We start from the raw sequence: 25,960 nt of genomic DNA, 5'->3' as shown, positions 1-25,960 counted from the left end.
TGTTCAACCTACTGCAGATCACATTTATAAAATGGTAGACCACACCTTCACCGCGGTAAATGCGATGAGCACAATTAATCCATATCTTAGCAATTTCACATTAATCATCGAACTTACTCTGGAACCCAAGGCAGCGCCAATCAAGCTACCAATGACAGTATATATGATGGGCTCAAGCGGTATATTCCCTCCTGTGATTTTTCCGAGAACGCCCCCAATAGCTGATATGAATACGATCGCAAGCGATGAGGCAATTGTTATTCGGATTGGAATACGGAGTACTGTAAGCATAATTGGAATAAGAATGAACGCCCCACCTGCTCCTACAATACCTGAGACGATACCAACTGCTCCAGCAGTAACTGAAGCAATGCCTTTGTTAAACTCAAGATCATCAGAGCTATCGATTGTTCCTCTGCTAGGGATCAGCATAAGAACAATCGCAATCACCGCCAAAATTCCATAGATCAGATTAATCACTTGCTCGCTCAGATAACCGGATACCGACCCTCCGATTAGACTGCCCACAAGAATGCTGCTCCCCATATATCCAACTAGACCTCGATGAATATACGACTTCTGATGAGGTGTACGTCTTTGTTTTCGCTGATAGGCAATCACCCCAGACAATGAGGCAAAAAACACCTGAAACATGCTAATTGAAGATACTTCATGTGCCGAGAAAGGCTGCAAGCCTACGAGTGAAGGAACATACAGCAAAAGTGGGTAATTTATGATTGCTCCACCTATACCTAACAATCCAGAGAAGAATGAACCCGTTAGACCCAGTATAAACATGATGATAAAAAGCATAACATCCATCGGTTTTTCTTCCTTTCAAAATTCCGCAAAAAATATAACGAAAACAGTATACGTCTGCCCCAAAATCGGATATAATAATTCCAAGTAAATTAATCCGAAATGAGTGATTAAGCATGTTCAACGTGTTGAAGACTCTTTTTGATAACAATTGTCCGCACTGTAACGAAAAATTACAAGTTCAACACGATGCCGTTTGCTCAATAAAAGCTTGCTCTAATTGTCAATACAAGGAAGAGAGCTATGGCTCTCTTGGTGTACGCATTGTTTATGACACCACAAAATGATAAAACACATCTGTTTATTGTATCATGATCGATGATGACTACGTAACATTTCTTTCAATATGTATAGGATTAAGATAAATAGAAAACGGTGCGAACGATTAATCGTTCAGCACCGTTTTTTGGTTCTTCTTTAGGAAAGTGTGTTTGCCAAAGCTAACGAATTGAATAACCCCTTAAGGTAAGCCTTACACATTACCTCGTTTTAAAGCTTAGGAACCCATCATCGACAGCAACTGTTGATCCATTTACTGCACTTGCTGCATCGCTGAACAGAAAGGTAACGACACTTGCAACCTTCTCAGGCTGAATGAGTTTACCACTCATATGTTGCGAAGCGAGAGCATCCTTAACCTCTTGGTTGTCACCAAGAATCGGTGTATCAATGTAGCCCGGGGCAACGCCAACAACACGGATGCCATGCTCTGCGAGTTCGAGCGCACCGGATTTAGACATCATCACAACAGCCGCTTTGGCCGCATTGTAGTTGAAGCTCCCTACTGCCGCCACGCTTCCATAGATGGAGGCTGTATTCACAATGGTTCCTGGCACGTTCAATTCAACCATCTTCTTCGCACCATAGTACATCCCATAGTACACACTATGTTGGTCTACATCGATGACTCTGTGATATGATTCTGGATCCATCTCTAGGAAAGGTTTTACAAGCCCAATTCCGGCATTATTGAAAATACCGCTGAGTGTACCGAATTTATCAACTGTCCAATCGACAAGAGCCTTGATCTCATCGCCTTTGGATACATCCACTTTGTATGCCGCCGCTGTTCCACCGCCTGCTTCAATCGAAGCGGCAACCTGCTTCGCACCCTCTTCGTTGAAATCCGCTACGACAATCGTTGCTCCCTGATCTGACAGTTGAAGTGCCGTTTCTCTACCAATACCACTTGCTCCACCAGTAATAATAATAACTTTCCCATGATGTTCAGCCATAAGTAGGTCTCCTTTGGTTACATGTTCTCGAATACAAATTACATCTTAGTGTAACTTTTACCCAAAATTAATATTCATGTATCCCATACAAGCCAATAAAGGGTAAGATCATAAGTGTTTTGAATTAGAGCATATAATGATGAAGCATTCCCTTTTACTCACTCTGAAGGCCACTTAACGGATCACTCAAACTGTTGATGTTGGAGATTAATTCAGGTATCCCTGTCTTCTCCCAATTTTCAGTTGTGAAGCCTTGCTCAGCAATTGTCGTTTCCCATTGGTTGATGACTTCCGTAAGTTGATTATTATAACCCACCAGATTCTCATGAATGCCCTCTCCAATTGCAGGTGCAGTTAATTGTGAGAACTCACTAGCTTCAGCTTGAATGTGGTCGATCTTCTCTTGAATCTGAGTGGTTACTTCTGCATTGTTCACCGCTTGGGAAGCAAGTTGCTGAAGTTCTGCTCCCGCGCTTGATACTTGTTCTATATATTCTGTAGCTCCACTGACGTAATTCAAACTTTCATTCGCTTGTTCAACGACAGAGCAGGCGGAAATTACGAAAAGACTCGAAGCAAGAAGCCCTGTCAGCATCCAGCTACGTTTTCTAATTTTGATCATGAAATCTCTCCTTTTTTCTAAAATTTAAAATAAAATTAAAGTCATTTTCACATCCATGATAGCTGTTTAACCCACCTTATGGCAAATGTAGCCTCCATTTATGTCATTTAAGATGTATAATATAATCATCATACGATAAAGGGATGTCTTGCATATGCTTCAAGCTTTGAATCAACGCTTGAACCGCATTATGCCACTCATTACTCCAGTCAGTATTGTTATTGGTGTACTATGCGGTAGTTTTCTTTCTTCTTATACCTTTTTGTCACCATGGTTGTTTGCCTTCATGACCTTTGCGGGAAGTATCAGTCTGGGGATACGAGATTTTCTAAATGTCCTGAAGAAACCTTTTCCGTTATTTGTTTGTTTGTTTATTTTGCATTTAGCAATGCCTGTAATAGCTTTAGGTATGGGGCATTTGGTTTTCCCAACAGATGCATATACGATTACCGGGCTTGTTCTTGCCGCAGTTATTCCAACAGGTATCAGCAGTTTCATCTGGGTCAGTATCTATCGAGGCAACATTGCATTAACTCTTTCGATTATTCTCATTGATACAATGCTTGCTCCCTTTGTAGTTCCAGGGGTGCTGTCACTGTTGATCGGCACAAGTGTATCATTGGACACGGCTGCCATGATGAGCAGTCTGTTCTGGATGATCGTTGTCCCTTCACTGGTCGGCATGCTGTTAAATGAATGGACTAAGGGCAAAATCGTTCCCATCTGGGGACCAAGATTGAATCCGTTATCCAAACTATTCATGGCAGCAGTCGTCGCGATTAATGGCTCTGTGGTTGCACCTTACTTAGCTAATTTCAATTGGAAATTAGCTGGTCTTGCAGTGATTATTGTTTTTCTCGCATCATTCGGCTATGCCCTAAGTTATTTCATTGCCCGAGTACTAGGCTGGGATGAGGCCGATCAGGTGGCTCTGGTCTTTAACGGAGGCATGCGTAACATTAGTGCTGGCGCGGTACTGGCTGTTACTTATTTCCCACCGCCCGTTGCCGTTCCCGTTGTCCTCGGTATGGTGTTTCAGCAAATGCTCGCTTCCTTGTCAGGTTATCTATTGGGTCGCCGTTCTCAACTGCTGCAGAAGTCAGATAAGACATCCGCTGCGTAACAACATCGTACGACGATGTATCATAATGCCAAACGCCGACAATACATGTCGGCGTTTTTTATTTATTTTGAAGCAAGCATATTTATGGGTCTGTCTATAGACTTTAGCGGATCAGGTAATTGGATTGGTTGAATTTAAGAAACGCTGGTGATCTGCTCCTGCATCGCTGCTGGGCATTGACCCGATGCTTCAACAGCTGAAAGACTGTTATTGGCCGAACGAGAGGCTGGGCAATCAGCCGGCTCCTCCCGATTTGTTTCCCAAGTACGAGGGTTGGTCATGTCCGGAATGCCTCGCTCTAGGATGGCTTGATAGTGGAGAGTCTTCTCTTCCAGATGCGCAACGCGCTGCTTCGCCTCTTCCAGCTGAATTAACGCGGCCTCCTTATACTCCATCATAAGTGCGAGACGCTGCGGAACGGTTGAATCACCTTCCAGGCAGAGATCGACATATGTTTTGATGTTCTCGATTGGTAGTCCCGTCTGCTTCAAACATCTAACCCCGTGTAGCCAATTAATGGATTCCTCGTCAAACAGCCGGACATTGTTTTTATTCCGTTGAACGCTAGGCACCAGTCCTTTATCTGTATAGAAGCGCACAGCATGCTCAGTAAGCCCCGTAATTAATGCCGCATCTTGAACCGTATACATATGTAATCCTCCTCACAAAAAAATTTAGGATACCCGCTTGACTTCGTGTTACACGAAGGTAATAGGCTTATTGTAACGCAAGCAGATCAGTAGTGAAAGCCCTTCTACAGCGCCCTGACACTCGGGTGATGTAATCTGATCATTTGTAGTTAATTCACAATATCCTTAGGAGGAATCTATATGCAAACTGTAACCTTGAACAATGGCGTGAACATGCCAATCATCGGCTTTGGAGTGTATCAAGTCCCTGATGCTGAAGAATGTGAGAACACGGTATATGAAGCACTGATGGCCGGTTATCGCCTAATCGATACCGCTGCGGGTTACATGAATGAAGAGGCTGTTGGACGGGCAATTCGGCGCAGCGGTGTGCCACGGGAAGAATTATTTATCACAACGAAACTTTGGATTCAGGATGCAGGCTATGAAAGTGCCAAGCTCGCCTTCCACAAATCCCTGCAGAAGCTGCAGCTTGATTATCTTGACCTGTATCTGATTCACATGCCCTTCGGTGATTACTATGGCGCATGGCGTGCAATGGAAGAGCTGTACCGCGAAGGCAAAATTAAGGCAATCGGCGTTAGTAACTTCCTGCCTGACCGTTTGATGGATCTTATCCTTCATAACGAAATCGTGCCTGCAGTCAATCAGATTGAAACCCATCCATTCCAACAGCAGATCGTAAATGCTGCTTTTATGAAAGAACATGGTGTTCAGCATCAATCGTGGGCACCGTTCGCCGAAGGTCGCAACAACTTGTTTAGCAATGAGCTTCTGACCACAATTGCGGATAGACACAATAAAACGGTGGCTCAGGTTGTACTGCGCTGGCTAGTGCAGAATGGAATTGTTGTAATCCCCAAATCAGTCCGCAAAGAACGTCTAATCGAGAATTTTAACATTTTCGATTTTGAATTAACCACGGAGGATATGGCAGCTATCTCTACACTTGATGCCCGTGAAAGTCTCTTCATGTCAGTCGATGATCCTGAAGTTGCCAAAATGCTGGGCAATCTAAAGGTTGATCTGTAAACGACAAAAAACCATCACCAAGTGATGGTTTTTCTTCATTCTTCTATAACAATTTGCTTCCGAATTATTTCGGCTGAATGTAACCTTCAGCTTTGAGCAACTCAGCAATCAATACCGCACCACCAGCCGCACCGCGGAGTGTGTTGTGGGACAGTCCAACGAATTTGTAATCGTAGAGGGAATCCTCACGCAATCTACCTGTGGATACACCCATTCCACGCTCGATGTCACGATCCAGCTTCGTTTGTGGTCTGTTTTCTTCTTCAAAGTACGTGATGAACTGTTTTGGTGCACTTGGCAGAGCCAGTTCTTGCGGACGACCTTTGAATTGTAACCAACGCTCCAAGATTTGCTCTTTGCTTGGTTTATTCTCAAAGTTAACAAAGACTGTAGCCAAATGTCCATCGGTTACTGGAACACGAATACATTGCGTTGTGATCAGTGGTGCAGATGCTTTCACGATCTGATTGTTCTCAACGCTACCCCAGATGCGAAGTGGCTCCTGCTCACTTTTCTCTTCCTCGCCACCGATGTAAGGAATGACATTATCCAGCATATCTGGCCAGTCTGTAAAGTTTTTGCCTGCTCCCGATATTGCCTGATATGTGGAAGCTACGACTTGTGTTGGGCCAAATTCACGCAAGGCATGAAGTGCTGGTACATAACTTTGAATAGAGCAGTTCGGTTTCACCGCAATGAATCCAGTCGAAGTACCCAGGCGTTTTCTTTGCGCTTCAATGACTTCCAGATGACCTGGGTTAATTTCAGGAATGACCATCGGTACATCTGCTGTCCAGCGATGAGCGGAGTTGTTAGACACTACAGGTGTGCCTGTTTTGGCATAAGCTTCTTCAAGCGCTTGGATTTCATTTTTCTTCATATCAACCGCACAGAAGATAAAATCAACCTGACTAGCGAATGCTTCGACTTGGGAAGCGTCTTGAACAACAATATGTTTAACACCTTCGGGGATCGGAGCTGTCAGTTTCCATCTACCTTGAACCGATTCCTCGTAGGTTTTACCTGCGGAGTTTGCACTTGCTGAGATTGCTGTTACTTCAAACCATGGATGACCATTAAGCAGATCCACAAAACGCTGACCTACCATTCCTGTCCCTCCGACAATGCCGACTTTCAATTTTGCTGACATAATATCATCATTTCCTTTCGGTGTAAGTTGAATGTTGGGTCTCTGATATTCGTTAATTGGTTGCTCTGACGCCGTGATTCTTCCCTTATTAAAACCTATTCAGGTATTACCAAAACGTGTAAACTTCACGCTGGAAAAACCAAAAAAATCCCACCCCCAAGACCGAAGTCTCAGGGACGAGATTGGATCACTCGTGGTACCACCCAGATTCGCCAATATGTCGCCATACTAGCCTCTTCTTTGAGTTAAGAACGACAACGGCAATGCACGTGTGCCTACTTATACTCTAGCTCTGTAACAGGAGCTCCTGTCACACCATCCCTTTACAGATTCATAAAGTTCCGATGTGCTGCTCTGAGTCTTTATTCAACCAAAAATTCTTTACCCCTTTTCAGCTACCGGAGCTCTCTGCCAAAAGAATACTTTAGTCTACTCGTCTCTTCAATGCATTTGATATTGCGACTATAATATCAAAAGATCGGTTATGAAGTAAACACTTTTTTATTATTTGTCTAAAAACGACAGATTCTACATCTAGTTTCTCCCAAATGATCATGCCCACTGCGTTGCAAGGCTGCGTAGATAGGGAGCCAGCATGGGCTGTAACTCTTGGCGCATTAAGCCGATTTCCAGTATAGCTTGAATGTATCCGAATTGATCTCCAATATCGTACCGACGACCAGTAAGCTCCAATGCCAGCAGATCATCCTCCTGGCTGACTTCTTTTAGAGCATCTGTTAGTTGATACTCTCCGCCTGCTCCAGTCTCGATCCGATCTAATATGGGAAAGATGGATGGCTTAAGGATATAACGTCCCATCACAGCCGTGCGAGAGGGTGCATCAGCAATGGAGGGCTTTTCGACTAGATCTGTAACCCGATGAACACCATGCTCAGCCCCCTCCGAAGCTATGATCCCATACTTGCCCACATCTGCTGTCTGCACAGAACGTACACCGATAATCTGGTTATTCGTTTTCTCGAATAGACGAACCATTTGTGCCAATGCAGGCGGATCGGACACCATAATATCGTCGCCTAGCAACACGGCAAATGGATCATCTCCAACGAATTGACGTGCACATCCAATCGCATGACCTAATCCTAACGGTTCCTTTTGCCGGATAAAATGAATACTTGCAAGCTCACTTATCGCTCTCACCTCATCTAACAAGGCCTGTTTCCCTTTGGCGTATAATGATTGCTCAAGCTCAACCGATTTATCAAAATGATCCTCAATGGATTTTTTGTTGCGCCCCGTGACAATGATGATATTTTCAATGCCGGATTGTACCGCTTCTTCTACGATATACTGTATAGCTGGTTTATCTACAATCGGCAGCATTTCTTTCGGCTGAGCCTTCGTCGCTGGTAGAAATCGTGTACCTAGACCGGCTGCAGGAATGACCGCCTTTTTAATTCTCATAGAAATGATCTCTCCTTTCATTTGTTCCAATGGATACGTCGTTAGCTGCCTCAGATGATGATCTGAACACCCAATACCGACTAATAAGATAGTTGATCAACATGCCAAGCAGCGTTGCTACCACTTTACTGCTCATAAGATTCCAGCTCCACAAGCTATGGGCTACATATATAATGAAGGATGACCATATTAAAACGAACAGATTGGCAATCACGAATCGTACGATTCGTATACGCTGAGCCTGACTCTTCACATCACGGAAGGTCCACCGATTATTCCACCAGTAGCTGTTCATTGTCCCGCAACTGTATGATATCGCTTGGGCAACCATCGCCGGCATACCTACAAAAGCAAGAATCGCAAATACTCCAGCATCGACTCCTGTGTTCAATATGCCAACAATACCGAATTTGAATATCGTCGTGAATCGCTTAATCATGCTGTGCAATTCTGCCTGTCAGATGTCCTTGTCTGGACGTTGTCTCCATCTGATACACATCTCTCACGATGTATAACGGACGGGATTTCGTTTCATCGTAGATGCGCCCAACGTACTCACCAAGAATACCCAACATAATGAGAATGAACCCATTAAACATCAGCATGATGCTGACAATGGAAGCCCAACCCTTCATAGTCGAATCTGTAAAGATAGCAGACCCAATGACGCTAACCATATAGATAAATCCAACGATAGATAAAATCACTCCCACATACCCCGCAATCTTAAGTGGTTTGTAGGAGAAGGACGTAATACCGTCCAGGCTAAGCTTCAACATTCGCTTCAGTGGATATTTCGTCTCTCCAGCTAGGCGTTCATCCCGCTCGTACTCAATCGCCGTCTGACGAAATCCTACCCAGCTCACTAAGCCGCGCACAAATCGATTTTTCTCTGGAAGTCGCTTCATCTCATCACATACTTTGCGATCAATCAGCCTAAAATCTCCTGTATCTACGGGAATATCCGTATCCGTTGAAGCGCGCAGTACACGATAAAACAGGCTTGCGGACCACCTCTTAAAGCGAGTCTCCCCGCTTCGTCTCGTACGGCGGGCGTAGACGACCTCATAGCCTTCTTTCCATTTAGCGATCATATCTATGATAAGTTCAGGGGGATCCTGAAGATCAGCATCAATGATAACTACTGCTGATCCAGCTGCATAATCCATGCCTGCTGTTATCGCGATCTGATGCCCAAAATTTCGGGCAAAATCAATCAATTTCACACTTTCGTCCCAACGCGCATAATCCCGAATCATCTGAGCGCTTCGATCCACACTACCGTCATTGACAAATAACAGCTCGTAGGGTTCACCTGTACTGCTCATGACCTTTTTCAGACGGCGATATGTTTCCTCTATGACCGCTTCTTCGTTGTACATCGGGATGATGACACTGTAGTGAATGGCTCTACTCATGTTCGTTCCCTCCTTTTGATCATTACACGTCTATATTCTCCAGGGCAGATCCCTCGCTGTTTGTTCCTTAACGTTCATTTCGTTTGTAAGCTCACAATTTCACTTCATATAACGTAGACTGATTACCGAAGCCGCCACCTTCATCTGAATTGGATCTCCACTCGGATGTAGGTACTTCCGTCCCATGCTCCATAATCCAGTTCGTAATCTCGGAGTTACCTCCACGGCCGCCCATTCCTCCGCCAATCATGAAGTATTTCACTTGTCCGCTCTTCACAAGCTGTTCTAATCGCTCTGTTGTATACACTGGATCGGAACCAGAGAAACCGCCTAATGTGATGACCGCTTCATTCTCGTCAATAATGTATGGGGCTGCTTGATTATAATCTGACGTTGCAAACAGATAAGTCTCACCTGTATTATGTTCTCGCAAATACTGAAGAGTCGTGCTGTCTATCTCTTCATTACGATTACCAAAGCCGCCACGTCCACCACCAGTAGGTATACCTTGTGCACTGCCCATACCGTTCATGCCACCTTCCATAAATGAGGGTGTTCCGGTATTTGAATTATTCGGGCTCGAATCACCAGTCGAAGATGGAGACTGTTGCTCTATATCTCCTTGCCCACTCGGTGGAGTCATTGCATTGTTGCGATCACCCTGTCTACCACCCATAGTCATGCCTCCAAACATGCCATTGGAACCGGTAGGACCTGCGGCTGGGATCATACTATTGCCACCATATGTAATTGGCGTAAATGCCCAATACACAGGGCCGATCAGGGTAACCATGAAACCTGCGACAACCAGTGCCTGTTTCCAAGGATGCGTGCGATTCATCATGACGGTCAAAACAACTGTCACCACAATTCCAGCGATCAGCTCGCTGATTGACCATCCTGCACCAATGGTTTCGTCAAAAGGCTGCATAATGTACCATCCGAAGATAGTCGTTAATAGCACAGATAGCGGCAATAGCCAAGCTCGCCAACCGGTTCGTTCCTGGTACGCTTTCCACATTGCTACGAACCCAGCACCACTTAATGCAGCTATTGGAGGCGCAAGCATGATCAGATAGTATTGATGGAAGAATCCTGCGACACTGAAAAATGCCGCTACCGGTAATAACCACGCCAGCCAGAATATCGCTTCTTTCATTTGATTCGAGCCGTTTCTTCGCCTTAAGCTTGTCATAATTGCAATACAACCCAATAGAGCCAACGGTAATAACCAGCTAGCTTGACCAGATAGTTCGGTTTGGAACAGACGTAATGGCCCTGCCTGACCTGTGCCAAACATGCCACCCATTCCTCCTCCACCACCGAATCCTCCCTGAGGCATAGTGAAGCCATTGGGCATCTCATTTCCTTGTGGGAGGTTCATTCCGCTGTTACCGTTCGTTCCGCCGCGCGGGTTCGATGTCTGTACCGATGTCGAATCGCCCCTGTCTCTTTGGGGATTGGTTACATTCGATGCGTCAGGCATACCCGTATTAGCTGCAGTATTCTGCCTACCAGTGAGACGGGACAGACCGTTATAACCAAAGGCAAGTTCAAGCACCGAATTCGTTTCACTACTGCCGATATAAGGTCGTTCATCAGCCGGAATAGAATCAACAGTGACCGCCCACGACAAGGAAATAGCCGCCATTATAGCTGTACTCCCCACGAGCAAGAGCAGTTTCTTTCGCCATTTCGCTTGAAAAGCGAGCAAGTAAAACAGATAAAATGCCGGAAGAACCATATAGGCCTGAAGCATTTTCATATTAAAAGCAAGTCCGATCAGCGCAAAGGCCATCAAAATTCGCCATGAACTACCTTGTTTTGCACCTTTAAATAGAAACCACGATCCGAGCAGCAAAGTAAACACGAGCATACTATCAATATTGTTCGTCCGACTGACCGCTGCAACTACGGGTACTGTCGCCATGACCAGTGCAGCAATTCGTGCTGCTGCAAGTCCATAAGAAGGCTTAACAATGAAGTAGATCAACAGTACCGCACCAATTCCTGCAAGGACTTGTGGTAAGATCACACTCCATCCATGCAGTCCGAATACATAAGCAAATGCAGTCTGAATCCAAAAAACAACAGGCGGTTTATCGACCGTTACTGAACCAGCCGAGTCAAGGGATGCATAGAAGAAATTATGGAAGCTTCTCAGCATACTCCCCACTGCAGTCGTATAATAGGAATTGGCATATTGATCGTTCCAGATGCCGTATGCGTTCAAGATTGCTGCAAGAATTACAATCGGTAGAAGGACAAAATCAATCCTTCGTTTAGCAATATTCAAACTCAATCACTCCTTTAGATTGTTCATGTCTAGTATTGTGACATGCCAAAATAAATTTGGGATGAGTGCCCGCTGAATGTTGCCTGAGGATAACCCACCAACCTTTCAGCTAATTTTCAGTTTCGTGAGTCATAATAGTGCATATAAACAGGAGTGAATAAGGGGAGATCGTCCACCTATGAAAATTAGTACAGGCATCAGAATACTACTTGTTGATGATGAACCACATATTTTACAGTTTCTAGAGCTTGGTTTGAGAAATGAAGGATTTGAGGTGCGTGCGGCAGAACACGGAGCAGAAGCGCTCGAGATTGCACATGAATTCCAACCGCATATGGTCATTCTTGATGTAATGATGCCAGAGATCGATGGATTCGAGGTGGTTGAGCGACTTCGCAAGACAGGTACTCAAGTCGGGGTCATTATGCTGACTGCCAAGGATGAAGTGGAGAGCCGAGTCAAAGGTTTGTGGCTTGGTGCTGATGATTATATGATTAAACCATTTGCGTTCGATGAGCTGCTTGCTCGAATTCAAGCGAGGCTACGTAATCAATTTCCACTCTTAATGGGTGCTGTCACATACAGCGCATTCCGCATTGATGATCTGCGTAAAGAAATTACCTATGACCATCGTGTGCTCGAGTTATCGCCGACAGAATATGAACTATTAAAATTTATTGTGACGAATCATGGCATTGTTCTAAGTAAAGCAACTATTTTAAGCAGAGTATGGGGTTACGATTTTGGCGGAGAAGAGAACATCGTAGAGGTCTATATTCGTTCCTTGCGTGAGAAACTCGGGGATAAAGAGCATAAGCTCATTCGTACACTCCGAGGCGTCGGCTATAGGGTTGATCTATAATGGCGGCTCCAACCTCAGCACCGCAACCAAAATACTGTTATTTCCATCAGCTGCATCAACGATTCTCGCAAAACTCTTCTCTACGCTCACAGTTACTCACCCGCTCTCTATTCGTGTTAGCCGCTCTGTTGTTGTTCATTGGTATTCTTCAGTTTTGGATTATGGAAAGCTTCCTCTATCGTAACCAGGCTAAGACGATGGAAGAACAACTGATGTCTATGCCGCCGGTCTGGCTTGGTGTGCAAGCACGTAACGGAGCTTCAAATCTGCCCTTTGGCGGACAATCTTCATCCGACGGACGGGGGTCTAATAACCGTTTGTTGTATATTCCAGATCGTTCACTGGCTCTTTTTGATAAAGATGCAACGTATGAAGATGTATTTGGTGAGGATGGGTTAGCCTCCCCTCGCCTAACTGCAGCTGCTTATCAAGACATAGCAGATCGGTTAAACGCTCACGAACATGTGCCCTATCAACTGGTGAAAGACAACGAGGGCAATGAACAGCTCATCGTATTTGCCTCACCCGGCCCGCGTAATCGAGCGGCACCTATGGTTCAGATGGGTGTAGCTACTCAGCCTATACACGACTTAGTGATGAGACAATTACTTATTTTCGTCGGGTTATCTCTGCTTGCCATGATTACAGGCCTCATTCTGTATGCCAAGGTTCTTCGGCGGACGTTACATCCATTATCCAACATCGTGGAGACCGTGCAGCGTGTCGATGCCGGCAGTTTAGGTGAACGATTACCTGTCATCCAAGGACAACAGGAGATTGATCAATTAGCTTTTTCTTTTAACGGCATGCTTGAACGTTTGGAGGATTCATTCGAAGCAGAACGAGAATCCAAGCAACAAATGCAGCGTTTCCTGTCCGATGCCTCTCATGAACTGCGTACGCCCCTCACGTCTATTCACGGGTTCATTGAGGTACTCCAGCGCGGGGCAGCAACCAATCGTGAACAGTTGAATAGCGCTCTGAGCAGCATGTATGGTGAGTCTGTGCGAATTAACAAATTAGTTGAAGACCTGCTGCTGTTAACCAAGTTAGATCAAGCACCTGAACGAATTCAAGAGGTCATTGCTCTGGATGGTCTCTTATATGAAATGCAGCCGCAACTCGTCATGATGGCTCAGGATCGAAAGGTACATCTGGAGCTGACAGCTAAGTTATATATCGTTGGTGACCCTCACAAGCTGAAGCAAGTCATCCTAAATCTGTTTCAGAATGCTGTACAGCATACCGATCCGCAGCACGGTTTCATCACAATTACATGTTTTGCGAATCAGGATGTGGCAGAGCTGACCGTGAAGGATAACGGTACGGGCATTGAGCCAGAGCACATTGATCATATTTTTGAGCGATTTTACCGAACCAGTTCATCCCGTTCCAGAAAAGAAGGTGGTGCAGGGCTCGGTCTTGCCATTACTCGTTCCATCGTAGAATCACATGGTGGGAACATTAATGTGTATAGCCAGGTTAGCATTGGAACAAGCTTCATAATTACATTGCCCCTGTGTAAAGAAAGCAAACCTACTACTGTTTCCAAGTCATAACATATCGATCGCTTAGTTAGTTGGTTGCTGGAATAAGCAAGACCCCAAGGAGCCCTAAATCCATTAGAGCCTCTTGGGGTTAATCATTTTATAAGCAACACATTAGTAATGTACGAAATAAACGTTTACGAACCCTTTACCTTCTGATAATGATTGTACTGTTCATGGTCTATTTCGATGATATCTACATAGTTGAAATTACATTTCTGTATGACTTTATTGGAAGCAGCATTCTCTAATAATGCAATAGCATGTAGTAATTCCACATTTGTATGAGTGAACAAATATTGCGTTATTCCATTAACGGCCTGTGTTGTATAGCCACGGTTTCTATAGTTCTTGGAGATGCCGTACATAATCTCTCGATTAGGCTCGGGCAGCTCTTCTTTTATCCCTGAGCAACACCAGCCTACAAACTCATCCGTTTCCTTATGAATGATAGCCAATCGTAGATAGAGCGAGCCGATGTCTCCCCCAGCCTTGACGGCTTGTTTAAACTTCTGATTTTCTGGAATCTCGTATTCAGCCAACCAATGCGCCCGATCTTCGGCCGAAGCATTCCATCCTGGAAGAAATTCGTAAACTTCTGGCTGCCATGTGATCTCTTGTAATTTATCCAGATCTTCAAGTCGATACTCACGCAAATAAATATCCTGACACTCAATCGTTAACTCACTTAACATTTCGTTATGATGCATTGTTATTTCCTCTCTATTTCACAAATTAAATTTATGTAGTCTATATAGATAACACTAGCCAATTTCTCTCATGACGCCCCTCCTAACTACAGCAATTTTAACCTAATTTGTGGAATTCATCTATATGTGCGTGTTCAAAAAGGTCGGTTTTCAGTACCAAGAAGGCGGACTTTTTGAACCACCTCTATAGGCTAAAATAGCCCCCAGCAACCATCATGCCGGAGGCCTATCATTTATAAATGAATTAGACTAACTTAAACGTATTTACTCTGGATATTGAGGTCTACTAACCTTATCAGGTACGGATTCATCAAATACATCCTGACCTGGGTAATCTCTAATATCACCTTCGTGAAGCTCATGGTTCTCATAGTCAAACCGATGTGCCGTTCTCTGATCCACCCGCCAAGGCGAGCTTTTCCCCAGTGATTCTGACATTAGTGATGATCCGTACGGCCCCTCCGGGAATTCTTCAAGAAACAGATCATTTCGTTGGGATTCTACGGTAGATAGATCTGTTGATTCCTGTCGATCCTCTTGCAAAAATTTGTCCTTCATTGTCCAACCTCCTATCCGCTTCGAACTAGTCAAAGCATGATTAGATTGATCAAGCAGTACAAAATTTATGCATGTTTTATAAGGAAGTCACAGAATCATTAGAGGTCTCGAATCCAAATATAACTTATAAAAATCAGTAGTCCGATTACACCAATCCACGTATCCTGTTTAGACCACTTTAGTAAGGAAGTTGTTGATCCAACACGATAATTCTCTCTAACCTTTCGCATCTCCATTGCAATCGTCATATCCTCTGCCCGTTGGAACAAGGACATAATTAGTGGTATAACCATTGGTCCGAGGTCACGTACACGTACTGTCTTAGGTCTTATTGCAGCTTTGCCTCGTGCGCGTACAATGAGCGAGAATCGCTGCCATTCACTCCAGATCATCGGGATAAAACGGAAGATTAAAGACACAGCCAGGGCAAACGAAGTAACAGGCAACTTGATCTTTTGTCCGATTGCCAGCACCCAATTCAAGCCTTCCACCATCCGCCCATAAGGTGTTGTTAGTGAGAACCATAGACTCGCAAGGGTCACGATAAACAAACGATATACATTAAGCAGTGTAGCTTCTGCCTGAATAAGAGAGAAACCCAGTTGCAAACTTCCACTTGCTGTGGAGAGTGTTGTTCCTGATAAAGCGGTAGAAATGATGAAAAAGAACAGCAGCGGTTTCATTAACTTCATACAACTTACAAGTGCCTGACGGGGTAAGATTCCAAGTGCAAACACGACAGGCACTAACGTTAGCGTTAGCCCCCACCAGCGATGCTGTAGCATCGTTGCCGTCACTAACAAAATATACAATATCCATTTCAAACGTGGATCCATGACACGATACAGCCCATTCGAATGAATGTATTGATTGTAGTTGTTTGTCGCTGAATGAACAGGGACACTCGCTGTGCCTTCATTACCTTCATTAGTCTCCGAATTCAATTGAGTATACATCTGGTGTTTAGTAGACTCATTACCAGTTGAAGCAGACTTCCCAGTGTTATTCCTCACTTCCTGTCCTTCTGCCTTCATTTGGATTATACTCGCTGCCATCGCCTCTGGTGTTAGTGCCGTCGATGACAGTGCTGCCCCCACTGCCGCAAATTGCTGCGTTAATTGCATAGAAGGCGGCAGACCCATTCCGACCTGGATCAGAAGCTCAGGCTGCGCATGAAGCTCTCTTGGCGTCAAATCCGCTATCAGCTGGCCATCTTGCAGTATCAAAACCCGGTCTGCTATAGGTAGAAACGTGTCCAGATCATGCGTTGCTACCACTGCTCCTCGTTCATCCAGTCGATGTTGAGCAAGAGCATCCAATAGTAATACAACGCTACTTGCTTCTAGCCCAGCACTCGGTTCATCTAGCAATAACCATTCAGGATCAACTACAGTTCCCAAGGCAAGCCCCAGCCGTCTACGCTCTCCTCCACTCAACGCAAACGGAGATCCATCCAGGTCGAATTGCCGTGAATCTGTTTGACCTTTTGCAGTATCCCACTGTTCAAGTGCTTGTGTGATTAATTGCTTCTGCTGACTCTCGGTATACCGATAAGGACGCATGGAATAAGCGAATTCTCGCTGAATTGTCCGGGCAAAAACCTGTTGCTCTGGAAATTGAAACACCATCCCCATTCGTAACAACATCGACTGCGAAACCTTACCTTGCTGCCAGATCAGCTCATCTCCAAGTCGAATTGCCCCTTGATCTGGAGGCTTCAGACCAGCCAACATCTGCAGTATTGTCGTTTTACCTGATCCAGTCCGACCTAATAGCAGCGTAATTTCTCCACTGCGTAGCGTGATAGATATATCATGAATTAAATTCCGTTGATGAAGTTCTACACCTTCGACGCTCACATGATCTAACTCAATATTCAAGAACTTACCTCCCTTACAAGCTGCTCAGGTCGGAGAGGTGTCGCTTGGGAAAGCATTCCTTGTTGTTTAAGAAGCTGTGCGGTCTTCACCGTAAATGGTGGGTCGAGCCCTAACTGGCGGCAAACGGATGTTGTCTCTACTTTCCTCGATGCATCCCCTTCAACCTCAGGTGTATAGAAGAACGCAACCGGGTCACCATCATAGACACAGCCCCCTTTGTCCATGGCAATAATTCGATCACATAAGGTCGCTTCTTCCAAATGATGCGTAATCCAAATTACAGCGGTTCCTTGCTGGATAATCTGCTCAACTATACTTTCAATCCGTTCACGAGCACCAGGATCAAGCATTGCCGTTGGCTCATCTAGCACTAAGATATCCGGCTTAGCCGCAAGCGCCACTGCAATATTTAAGAGCTGCTTCTGACCACCAGATAGCCGTGCAATGGCTGAATCGGGTGACATCTGAAGTCCTACGATATGTAAAGCTTGTTCTCTGCGTCTACGCTTTTCTTCGGCAGACACGGAGAGCGAGGATAGCGCAAAATGAAACTCTTCTTCTATGGTATCTCCAAGTACCTGTGCATCTGGATGCTGCAGCACCCCACGAATAGTAACATCTGGTTCAACTAGTCTTGATCCACTGGAAAGTGGTGTAAAACCGATTAACAGCCCAGCAATTGTACTTTTCCCGCTGCCATTGGCTCCTACAATGCTGATCCATTCTCCCTTATGAACATGCAATGATACACCATCAACAGCTTTTCGAACTTTCTCAGGCGATGAAGCATAATAAACCCGGACGTTGTCCAGTGTAATTAAAGTTGTTCCATCTTGCATTGATATTTTGTCCTTCCCCTTTTGATTCTTTTGTGATACGATCCGAATTGTTAACCAGATCTCCATTGTTGGTTAACAATAAGATTAGCAAAATTGAAAGGATTGTTCAAACATGAAATTATCTTTGCGTGGAATTGTTTTTAGTGCCCTTATGGCAGCCATACTTGTTCTGTTTGGTTATATTAGTATCCCCATCGGATTCTCACCTGTACCCATTACACTGCAAACCCTTGCAGTGATGCTTGCTGGAGGGCTGCTCGGTCCACGCTATGGATTCTTGAGTATCGCGCTTGTCGTTGTACTCACAGCGATTGGCTTTCCTCTGCTTCACGGTACAGGAGGTATGGCGGTTATTCTAGGTCCAACAGGCGGATATGTATGGATGTGGCCTTTCTCCGCAATGCTCATTGGTCTATTTCTTGCGCGAATTAAGCTGAATGGATTCGTCAGTTACTTCCTTGCGTTCATTGTACTTGAATTGTTCGGATCATTATTGATTTACGCCTCTGGTGTACCATGGCTCGCGTATCAATATAAAATGTCTTTTACTGAGGCCATGATTCAAGGATTCTACCCTTACATTATCGGCGATCTAATCAAGGCTTTGTTTGCGGTCATCATCATTGCACCTGTTCGAATGGTCTTTCCTCCACAGCGCCTGACGGGACAGATGAATTCATCTGTTGTGAAAGTAGACGCGTAAATTGCTCCGTATCTCTTTCATACTTACACTTGGAAGTTCGACGATCTTGTCCGTCTTCCGTCTATGTAACTATGTAGCAAGGTCAAAGCTGCCCAGATAAACTGGACAGCTTTGGTTTTATTTCATATAAGACTGTAATTCATCACACTATACACTATGATATGGTTATTTTCCGATGCTCTATATGCAGTGCCATATCTGCTGTATTTCTGATAAAGGTTTGGTCATGACTAACATATAGGATCGTTCCTTCATAACCAACTACAAATTGCTCCAACGCCTCCAACGCCTGGGTATCTAGAAAGTTTGTCGGTTCATCCAACAGCAAAATGTTATATTGCCCTAGAAACAACCGACATAATTGAAGACGAATGGCTTCCCCACCACTTAACGATCTAACCTCTTTATTGAGATCAGTGCCGGTAAATTGCATTGCATGTAGACAACTTCGCAGCTCCGCGACATTATAGTCAGAACGTTTCATCAGAAACTCCAGTATAGTTTCGTTCCCTTGGAACCGATAGCTCATTTGATCCAAATAACCAATCTGGGCCTTGGGAGATAAAATAATCTCTGTGTTAGCATCTAGGATATGACGAAGCAGCGTGCTTTTCCCACATCCATTAGAGCCAGTAATGGCTACCTTCTGTTTCAAAGGAATTTGAAAACTGACTTGATCCAGTAATACGTTGCTCTGCACTTGAAGAGTTAAACGATCCGCCATTATCGGAAATTTGTTATGCAGCTCCAGCGCTTTGGATTGTCGAAAATGAATAGGACGATTCTCCTGTACTGCCTCAACCTCATGAAGCTGTTCCATTCGCTGTTCTATGGCCTTAGCCGCCCGATGCACAGCTTTCTGACTCGTTCCCTTAGACTTGGTTTCAAACATTCGGTTCGCCTTAGCCTTCGTTTCTCGTTTAGACATACTGCCTGCTTGCGTTATTTTCTCAGCTTTTTTCATTTTGTCTTGTGCAGCATGCATAAGCCGTCTCTTCTCTTTCAAGAATTGCTCATGGGCTTGATTCTGTTGATCTCGCTCCAATCGCTGCTGAGCCTTGTAATCACTATAGTTGCCCGAATACACCTTAACGGCGCCATCGTTCACTTCCCATATCGTCGTGACAAGCTCATCTAGAAGAGACCGATCATGACTGACAATCAACAGCGCACCGTAGTAATAACGCAATTCGTTGACCAAAAAAGTAATTCCCTCTTGATCCAAATGTGTCGTCGGTTCATCGAACAATAGCGCTTCATGGTAGTTCGCGAACATGCCCGCTAATTTCAGCCTCGTCTGCTCCCCTCCACTTAACCGTTCATGATGGACAGGAATACTGAGTCTGCCCAACCATTCCCCATCCGTCTCCATATGTTCATCAGGATGCGGAGCCTCCATTTGTTCGAAATAGCTATGATCAACATATCGTTTAATCCTACCCGCGCTCGGCTGAATTTGTCCGGCAATTAGCTTCAATAATGTGCTTTTACCCTGACCATTTCCGCCCACAATACCGATCCGATCCAACTGATGCATAGCCAAACGCTCAATGTTTAATATCTCTTTATCTAAAAAGGTCATTTTGACCTGTTCAAGTTCGTAACAACATTTTTCCATATTCGCTACCTCCGAAATTTATAATGATTTCGTATCGATAGCGTTGATCGATACGAGCAAGTCAACCTCGCTCGTATCAATAGAAAAGTAACATGGACATACGCGAACCTCCTTATCCCACCAGACTCACAAGAGCCCTTCAATTTCCAAAGTAAAAAAACAAAAAAATCACAGGCTACGGCCTGTGATTCAGTATAAACAGGAATATATGATTTGCGCATAGCGCCTACCTGAGAATTGTCAAAAATGGACAGACTGCTCCTGTTTACTCTGAACGTTACAGAGCCTTTGAACGTATTTAGTTAACGGTTCAAGGTCAGGAAACGCAATCTGATCGCATGTATCATATTCAACAATTCTCCTCCCGTTCTAGTATAAATTAACAAGATTAATTATAATTTCCCACCCTTTAAAAGTCAAAAAGCCGCACCCCATTAACCAAGATTTCTATACTTAACGTAGGCACGGCTATAAGAATTGTAATGTGGATTAGGCAATGTAGATTAAGTAATCTATGAACGTTCCTTAGCACGCTCTTCTTTCTCTAAGTTACGTTTGAGGCTGAGCACTATGCAAAGTCAACAATGCTTCCTGCGCCCGGACTTCACCGGTTGCCATGGGTACAACTTTCTCATAATTAGCTGAATTCGTTACAATGATCGGTGTCACCGTGTGATACCCTGCAGCCTTGATCTGAGCGATGTCGAACTCTAGCAATAGATCACCAGCTTTGACACGGTCACCTTCTTGGATGTGAGATGTAAAATGTTGTCCATCCAGCTTAACCGTATCCACACCCACGTGAACCAAAATTTCGGCTCCTGTATCCGATACAACCGCAAGTGCATGTTTCTTCTTAAAGGCAACCGTTACCGTTCCGTCAAACGGAGCGACCACTCTACCAACTGTTGGCTCAATCGCAATTCCGTCACCCATTGCTCCAGAGGAAAATGCCGGGTCAGGAACTTCTGTCAAACTAACGATTGTACCTTCGATCGGGCTAAACACTTGTTCATCAGAAACGGCCGACGTACGAACCGGTGCTTCCTTAGTAACAGTGGCAGTCGTAGTGGTCGTTGCTGATGTTTCTTCTTCAACCGGGTCTTTGAAGCCCATAATGTACGTTAATACCGCTGAGACAACAAAGGAAGCTGTGATACCAAGAATCAATCCTGGGAAACCTTCACCACCTGGTCCATAGAAAATAGGCAAAGTTAACAATCCTGGCGCTCCAGATGCAAACGCCTGTGTTCCTGCTTGCCCGATAATAGCACCACCAACTGCGCCCCCAATTACACCAGCAATGAATGGACGTTTAAGTGGCAACGTAACCCCGTAGATCGCTGGCTCTGTAATTCCGAACAGTGCGGTTAATGTCGATGAACCTGCTAACGTTTTTAGCTTTTTATTTTTTGTTTTCAACATTACGCCGAAGGCAGCTCCCGTCTGAGCGAAGACAGATGCAGTTGCAGCCGGCTTAACACCATCTCGTCCATAAACAGCAACGTTGTTAATAAATACAGGAATCAGACCCCAGTGTACTCCGAAAATTACGAGTAACTGCCAGCTAGCTCCCATGATTGCACCTGCAAGCAATGGACTGAATCCAAAGGCCGCAACAAGTGCGGATGCAATTGCATTACCTACATAAACTCCAAATGGACCGAACACAATTAATGTAAGTGGTACCATAATAACGAGTAGGATTAACGGTGTAACAAAGTTTTTCACGCTATCGTGTAGCGTTCTATTGAAGAATTTCTCTACCTTACTCATGACAATGACAGAGAGGATAATAGGAATAACGGTAGATGAATAAGTCATTAATACGACAGGGATTCCGAAGAAATCAGTCGGAGTTCCCTCTGTTTTAAGCCCAATTATGGTTGGATATATCAAGGCACCCGCAATCGTCATGGCTACAAAAATATTACCTTGGAACTTACGAGCCGTTGTAACCGCTAACAACAGGGGCAAGAAATAAAATAAACTGTCAGCTGCTGCAAATAAGATGATATAGGTGGTGTCCGTTGTTTCTAACCACCCCAAATTACTAGCGATAAGTAGTAACCCTTTAAGTATACCCGCACCAGCCATAACTCCTAGTAGTGGTGCAAAGATGCTTGAGATGACATCAATGATGCCACCAAGACCTTTAGCTGATTTCTTCGGCTTTTCCTTGTCCGATGAATCATTCAGAATGTTGCTAATTTCACCGATGGCACTATACACCTCCGGCACTTTGTTACCTACGACAACCTGGAACTGTCCCCCATTTTCCTTGACTGCAATAACACCATCGGTTTTCTCCAGCTTCGCTTTGTCAGCCTTACTATCATCCTTCAATACAAACCGCAGTCGTGTTGCACAATGAACCAATGACACTACATTTTTCTCGCCGCCGACTAGCTCTACGATCTCTTTAGCCAGTTTTTGTTGACTCATGATTGCACCCCCATATTTTCTGAACTCACACTACCTATTGCATTGGTGCAAAGTTCTCTCACAGGCCTCCTACCGATTTTTTTGCACGCAAAAAACCTAAGCCTTGAGGAAGGGGGACACTTTCATCCGTGCCTTCTCATGACTTAGGTTTTGCCTGCATAACCAGTAACAATCCCAGTTAAATCGTATTCATTTCCTGTTAATATAATAATATTATAATTTAACCAAATTTGTCAACATTTATTATCCACAAACATTTATGCTCGATCATATGTGATATTGTTCCTAGTTTTCAACGATTAACTACTCGCTCAATATGAACGGTTAAATATAGTTTTTCCTCGTTGGTAAGCTGATGATTGTATTCTTTGTTCACAAACATCTCTATTTTCTCTGTACAAGCTGCCGCTTCAGGATGTTTCACCTTAATCAAGTCATAAATATGGTCGTAGTTATTATCATAATGCGTACCGCTCAGTACCCTTTGGGAGAAAAACTTCAGATGTGTGATGAATCTAAAATAGCTGAGTGACTCTTCATCGAATTCCATTTTGAAATGATATTTGGCAATATTAATAATTTGCTGAATAAACTTCGTAATATTCATCGTGGTAATCACTTCTTCATTCATCTCTGCATTCACAATATGAAGGGCAATGAACGCTGCTTCATCTTGCGGAAGATCAAGATTCATCTTGGTTTTAATATTTTCTAACGTCCTTAAACCTAAGCTGAACTCCGCTTTATACAGTTGTTTGATCTCCCACATCAGAGCATTTTTTATCTCGACTCCTTCGCGATAACGTTCAATCGCAAAATTGATATGGTCGGTTAGAGATACATAGATATTTTCATTCAAATTTCTGCCTAACTGATCTCTAGCGTAAGTAATAATTTCTTCAACAATCTCAATAAGCTCCAATGGTACTTCACGAAGCAGCATTTTGAAATTATCCGATGTCTGCTTGTTTTTTAGTGCAAATACTTTCTGAATACGGGTCTCATCTACTATATCTCCCGGTTTCTTCTTAAAGGCAATCCCACGTCCCATCACCACAAGCTCTGCTCCATCGGCTTGATATATGCTGATCACGTTATTATTGATAACCTTAGCTATTTTCACTTCAATCCCCCCGTCACGTTCCACGTATATCTGTAATTTATCATTTTTGGGCACAAAAAAACCTGAAGCAACACAAAATAAACAAGACAACATGTCTTCTTTTTTTGTTGCTCAGGTTTTGCCTACTTCGTGTAGTAACAATCCCATAAACGATATATTTGCGTCAAGTATAGCGCGAAACGTGTCCATATGTCAACGCTTTCAATGAGGGGACAACCGGAAGTCCCACTGTTCTGGTTCTTCCGATTGCCAAGCTAAGGTATTATTCTTCGCCAAGATTGGTTCCGTCAGATTGAATTACATTTTGATACCAATAAAAGCTCTTTTTCTTCACACGTTGCAGAGTTCCGTTCCCTTCATTATCCCGATCAACATAGATATAGCCGTAGCGTTTTCTCATCTCGCCTGATGAAGCACTAACGATATCAATTGGCCCCCAGCTCGTGTAACCAATAATGTTCACACCGTCTTGAATTGCTTCACCCATTTCGGCAACATGACGTTTCAAATAATCAATCCGGTAGCTATCGTTTACTTCACCTTCTACTGTGACTTCATCATGAGCACCGAATCCATTTTCTACGACAAACAGTGGTTTCTGATAACGGTCGTGCAATTGATTCGCAGTGATACGGAATCCTTTTGGATCAATTGTCCAGCCCCATTCGGATTTTGCCAGATACGGGTTCGCCACAGAGCCAAATACGTTGCCACTTGTCATATTTTTGATCACTTCTGGATCAGTGCTCGTTGTACGGCTTGAATAATAGCTGAAGCCAATGTAATCCACAGTATGATTCTTCAGGATTTCGGCATCGCCTGGCTGCATTTCAATGTTCAAATCGTGATCCTTGAAGAAACGTTTGGCATAACCAGGGTATTCACCACGTGACTGAACATCAATGAAGAAATATGACTCTCTGTCCTTTTCCATGCCTTGGAACACATCTTCCGGATTACATGTATATGGATAGAAGCTGCCGGCAGCAAGCATACAACCAATCATGGCATCTGGAATAATCTCATGACAAGCCTTTACAGCCAGCGCACTTGCAACCAACTGATGGTGAGCAGCCTGATATTGAATTTCCTTAACGTTATCGCCTTCTTCAAACGCTAACCCAGCTCCCAAGAATGGCAGATGCAGCAACATATTGATCTCATTAAAAGTCATCCAGTATTTCACTTTATCTTTATAACGTGTAAACACGGTTGTTGCATAAGTTTCGAACAAGGTTACCAGCTTCCGACTTCTCCAGCTGCCATACTTCTGAATGAGATTCACAGGCACATCAAAATGTGCGAGCGTAACGACAGGCTGAATGCCATGCTTCAACAATTCATCGAAGAGATCATCGTAAAATTTCAGACCAGCCTCATTCGGCTGTGCATCTTCACCCGATGGGAAAATGCGCGCCCACGCAATGGATACACGCAGTGCTTTGAAGCCCATTTCAGCAAACAAAGCAATATCCTCAGGATAACGATGATAGAAATCAATCGCCCCATGTGAAGGATAGAATTCGCCTTCCAGCGGTTCAAAACCTGGAACATTCCCCTTCATAATGCTTCTACGATTCTCACCAGTTGGTAAGAGATCAACAATACTCAGTCCTTTGCCATCTTCCAGGTAAGCACCTTCCGCTTGATTGGCAGCAATGGCTCCACCCCATAGAAAATCTGCAGGAAATTTAAAGTTAGTCATCATTATGCTCCTTCCGAATTATGTAATTCATCATCTACCACGATTCTGCAATCTAGGATAAATAAATAGAAAAAACCCGAACCAGCCTGGTTACACTTTGACGTGTAAGCAAGCCAGCTCAGGTTATGCCCGTATCGGTAACATTCCCAGATCACAATTATGCGGATTGGATAAAACTTTAGCAAGGAATAGAGGAAATG

22 protein-coding genes and 1 other annotated feature are annotated in these 25,960 nt (G+C 44.1%); of the genes, 5 read left to right on the top strand and 17 right to left on the bottom strand.

The features are described from left to right. Positions 1-24: 24 nt before the first annotated feature. The 3 genes from V6W81_RS13240 to V6W81_RS13230 all read right to left on the bottom strand — a co-directional run bounded on the left by V6W81_RS13240 (position 25) and on the right by V6W81_RS13230 (position 2,676). Positions 25-822, bottom strand: a complete 798-nt coding sequence (locus V6W81_RS13240) for a sulfite exporter TauE/SafE family protein (RefSeq protein ID WP_338543642.1) — start codon at positions 820-822, stop codon at positions 25-27. 476 nt (positions 823-1,298) lie between these two features. Next, positions 1,299-2,054 carry an SDR family NAD(P)-dependent oxidoreductase gene (locus V6W81_RS13235; RefSeq protein WP_310139506.1) on the bottom strand — a complete coding sequence of 252 codons (756 nt, stop codon included), beginning with the start codon at positions 2,052-2,054 and terminating at the stop codon, positions 1,299-1,301. A gap of 154 nt (positions 2,055-2,208) precedes the next feature. After that, the gene (locus tag V6W81_RS13230) at positions 2,209-2,676 is read right to left on the bottom strand and encodes a DUF6376 family protein (RefSeq protein WP_310139503.1); all 468 of its coding nucleotides are present in this window, start codon (positions 2,674-2,676) and stop codon (positions 2,209-2,211) included. Between the two features lie 154 nt (positions 2,677-2,830). Between V6W81_RS13230 and V6W81_RS13225 the strand changes: the two genes are divergently transcribed. Further along, the gene (locus tag V6W81_RS13225; protein ID WP_338543638.1) at positions 2,831-3,799 is read left to right on the top strand and encodes a bile acid:sodium symporter family protein; all 969 of its coding nucleotides are present in this window, start codon (positions 2,831-2,833) and stop codon (positions 3,797-3,799) included. Positions 3,800-3,933: 134 nt separating this feature from the next. Here the strand turns inward: V6W81_RS13225 and V6W81_RS13220 are convergent, their stop codons facing one another. Then, the gene (locus V6W81_RS13220) at positions 3,934-4,449 is read right to left on the bottom strand and encodes a MerR family transcriptional regulator (RefSeq protein WP_145047523.1); all 516 of its coding nucleotides are present in this window, start codon (positions 4,447-4,449) and stop codon (positions 3,934-3,936) included. A 180-nt stretch (positions 4,450-4,629) separates the two neighbouring features. Here V6W81_RS13220 and V6W81_RS13215 point away from each other — a divergent pair, with 180 nt between their 5' ends. Continuing rightward, positions 4,630-5,481, top strand: a complete 852-nt coding sequence (locus V6W81_RS13215; RefSeq protein ID WP_338543636.1) for an aldo/keto reductase — start codon at positions 4,630-4,632, stop codon at positions 5,479-5,481. Between the two features lie 64 nt (positions 5,482-5,545). On the opposite strand, the gene asd is transcribed toward V6W81_RS13215, so the two are convergent. The 5 genes from asd to V6W81_RS13190 all read right to left on the bottom strand — a co-directional run bounded on the left by asd (position 5,546) and on the right by V6W81_RS13190 (position 11,770). Further along, entirely contained in the window at positions 5,546-6,631 is a 1,086-nt protein-coding gene (gene asd, locus V6W81_RS13210) for an aspartate-semialdehyde dehydrogenase (protein WP_145409352.1), read from the bottom strand. 169 nt (positions 6,632-6,800) lie between these two features. Next, positions 6,801-7,085 (bottom strand) — a binding site (T-box leader). 98 nt (positions 7,086-7,183) lie between these two features. Then, positions 7,184-8,056 carry a UTP--glucose-1-phosphate uridylyltransferase GalU gene (gene galU, locus V6W81_RS13205; protein ID WP_338543634.1) on the bottom strand — a complete coding sequence of 291 codons (873 nt, stop codon included), beginning with the start codon at positions 8,054-8,056 and terminating at the stop codon, positions 7,184-7,186. Beyond that, complete coding sequence (locus V6W81_RS13200) at positions 8,046-8,495, bottom strand: GtrA family protein (protein WP_338543633.1); 450 nt, start codon at positions 8,493-8,495, stop codon at positions 8,046-8,048. The genes galU and V6W81_RS13200 overlap by 11 nt, the downstream gene beginning before the upstream one ends. Beyond that, positions 8,488-9,474: a glycosyltransferase family 2 protein gene (locus V6W81_RS13195; protein ID WP_056692090.1), complete on the bottom strand. Its 987-nt coding sequence runs from the start codon at positions 9,472-9,474 to the stop codon at positions 8,488-8,490. The genes V6W81_RS13200 and V6W81_RS13195 overlap by 8 nt, the downstream gene beginning before the upstream one ends. Positions 9,475-9,565: 91 nt before the next feature. Continuing rightward, entirely contained in the window at positions 9,566-11,770 is a 2,205-nt protein-coding gene (locus V6W81_RS13190; RefSeq protein ID WP_338543630.1) for an ArnT family glycosyltransferase, read from the bottom strand. Positions 11,771-11,948: 178 nt separating this feature from the next. Here V6W81_RS13190 and V6W81_RS13185 point away from each other — a divergent pair, with 178 nt between their 5' ends. Both V6W81_RS13185 and V6W81_RS13180 read left to right on the top strand, forming a co-directional pair. Beyond that, entirely contained in the window at positions 11,949-12,632 is a 684-nt protein-coding gene (locus tag V6W81_RS13185; RefSeq protein WP_056692096.1) for a response regulator transcription factor, read from the top strand. Then, positions 12,632-14,191, top strand: a complete 1,560-nt coding sequence (locus tag V6W81_RS13180; RefSeq protein ID WP_338543628.1) for a sensor histidine kinase — start codon at positions 12,632-12,634, stop codon at positions 14,189-14,191. The genes V6W81_RS13185 and V6W81_RS13180 overlap by 1 nt, the downstream gene beginning before the upstream one ends. A 125-nt stretch (positions 14,192-14,316) precedes the next feature. Here the strand turns inward: V6W81_RS13180 and V6W81_RS13175 are convergent, their stop codons facing one another. From V6W81_RS13175 to V6W81_RS13160, 4 genes are all read right to left on the bottom strand, one after another. Beyond that, entirely contained in the window at positions 14,317-14,889 is a 573-nt protein-coding gene (locus V6W81_RS13175) for a GNAT family N-acetyltransferase (protein ID WP_338543627.1), read from the bottom strand. Between the two features lie 264 nt (positions 14,890-15,153). Continuing rightward, entirely contained in the window at positions 15,154-15,447 is a 294-nt protein-coding gene (locus tag V6W81_RS13170) for a hypothetical protein (RefSeq protein WP_145409359.1), read from the bottom strand. A 98-nt stretch (positions 15,448-15,545) separates the two neighbouring features. Next, complete coding sequence (locus tag V6W81_RS13165; RefSeq protein ID WP_338543626.1) at positions 15,546-17,327, bottom strand: ATP-binding cassette domain-containing protein; 1,782 nt, start codon at positions 17,325-17,327, stop codon at positions 15,546-15,548. Next, a complete protein-coding gene (locus V6W81_RS13160) occupies positions 17,324-18,166 on the bottom strand; it encodes an ATP-binding cassette domain-containing protein (RefSeq protein WP_056692108.1) in 843 nt (280 codons plus the stop codon). Before V6W81_RS13160 ends, V6W81_RS13165 begins: the two co-directional genes overlap by 4 nt. Before the next feature lie 112 nt (positions 18,167-18,278). Here V6W81_RS13160 and V6W81_RS13155 point away from each other — a divergent pair, with 112 nt between their 5' ends. Next, complete coding sequence (locus V6W81_RS13155) at positions 18,279-18,869, top strand: biotin transporter BioY (RefSeq protein WP_056692111.1); 591 nt, start codon at positions 18,279-18,281, stop codon at positions 18,867-18,869. Positions 18,870-19,023: 154 nt separating this feature from the next. On the opposite strand, the gene V6W81_RS13150 is transcribed toward V6W81_RS13155, so the two are convergent. The 4 genes from V6W81_RS13150 to V6W81_RS13135 all read right to left on the bottom strand — a co-directional run bounded on the left by V6W81_RS13150 (position 19,024) and on the right by V6W81_RS13135 (position 25,760). After that, positions 19,024-20,487: an Msr family ABC-F type ribosomal protection protein gene (locus tag V6W81_RS13150; protein ID WP_338543625.1), complete on the bottom strand. Its 1,464-nt coding sequence runs from the start codon at positions 20,485-20,487 to the stop codon at positions 19,024-19,026. Positions 20,488-21,036: 549 nt separating this feature from the next. Continuing rightward, complete coding sequence (locus tag V6W81_RS13145) at positions 21,037-22,932, bottom strand: beta-glucoside-specific PTS transporter subunit IIABC (protein ID WP_338543623.1); 1,896 nt, start codon at positions 22,930-22,932, stop codon at positions 21,037-21,039. Positions 22,933-23,224: 292 nt separating this feature from the next. Continuing rightward, positions 23,225-24,055 (bottom strand): BglG family transcription antiterminator LicT, encoded by an 831-nt coding sequence (licT, locus tag V6W81_RS13140; RefSeq protein WP_056692118.1) that lies wholly within the window; start codon positions 24,053-24,055, stop codon positions 23,225-23,227. Positions 24,056-24,317: 262 nt separating this feature from the next. Next, positions 24,318-25,760 (bottom strand): 6-phospho-beta-glucosidase, encoded by a 1,443-nt coding sequence (locus tag V6W81_RS13135; protein WP_145048607.1) that lies wholly within the window; start codon positions 25,758-25,760, stop codon positions 24,318-24,320. Between the last annotated feature and the right edge of the window lie 200 nt (positions 25,761-25,960).

It is taken from the genome of Paenibacillus tundrae (assembly GCF_036884255.1).
Taxonomy (GTDB): Bacteria; Bacillota; Bacilli; order Paenibacillales; family Paenibacillaceae; genus Paenibacillus.
The sequence above is the reverse complement of the archived record's forward strand: the minus strand, read 5'-3'. Positions and strand labels throughout refer to the sequence as shown.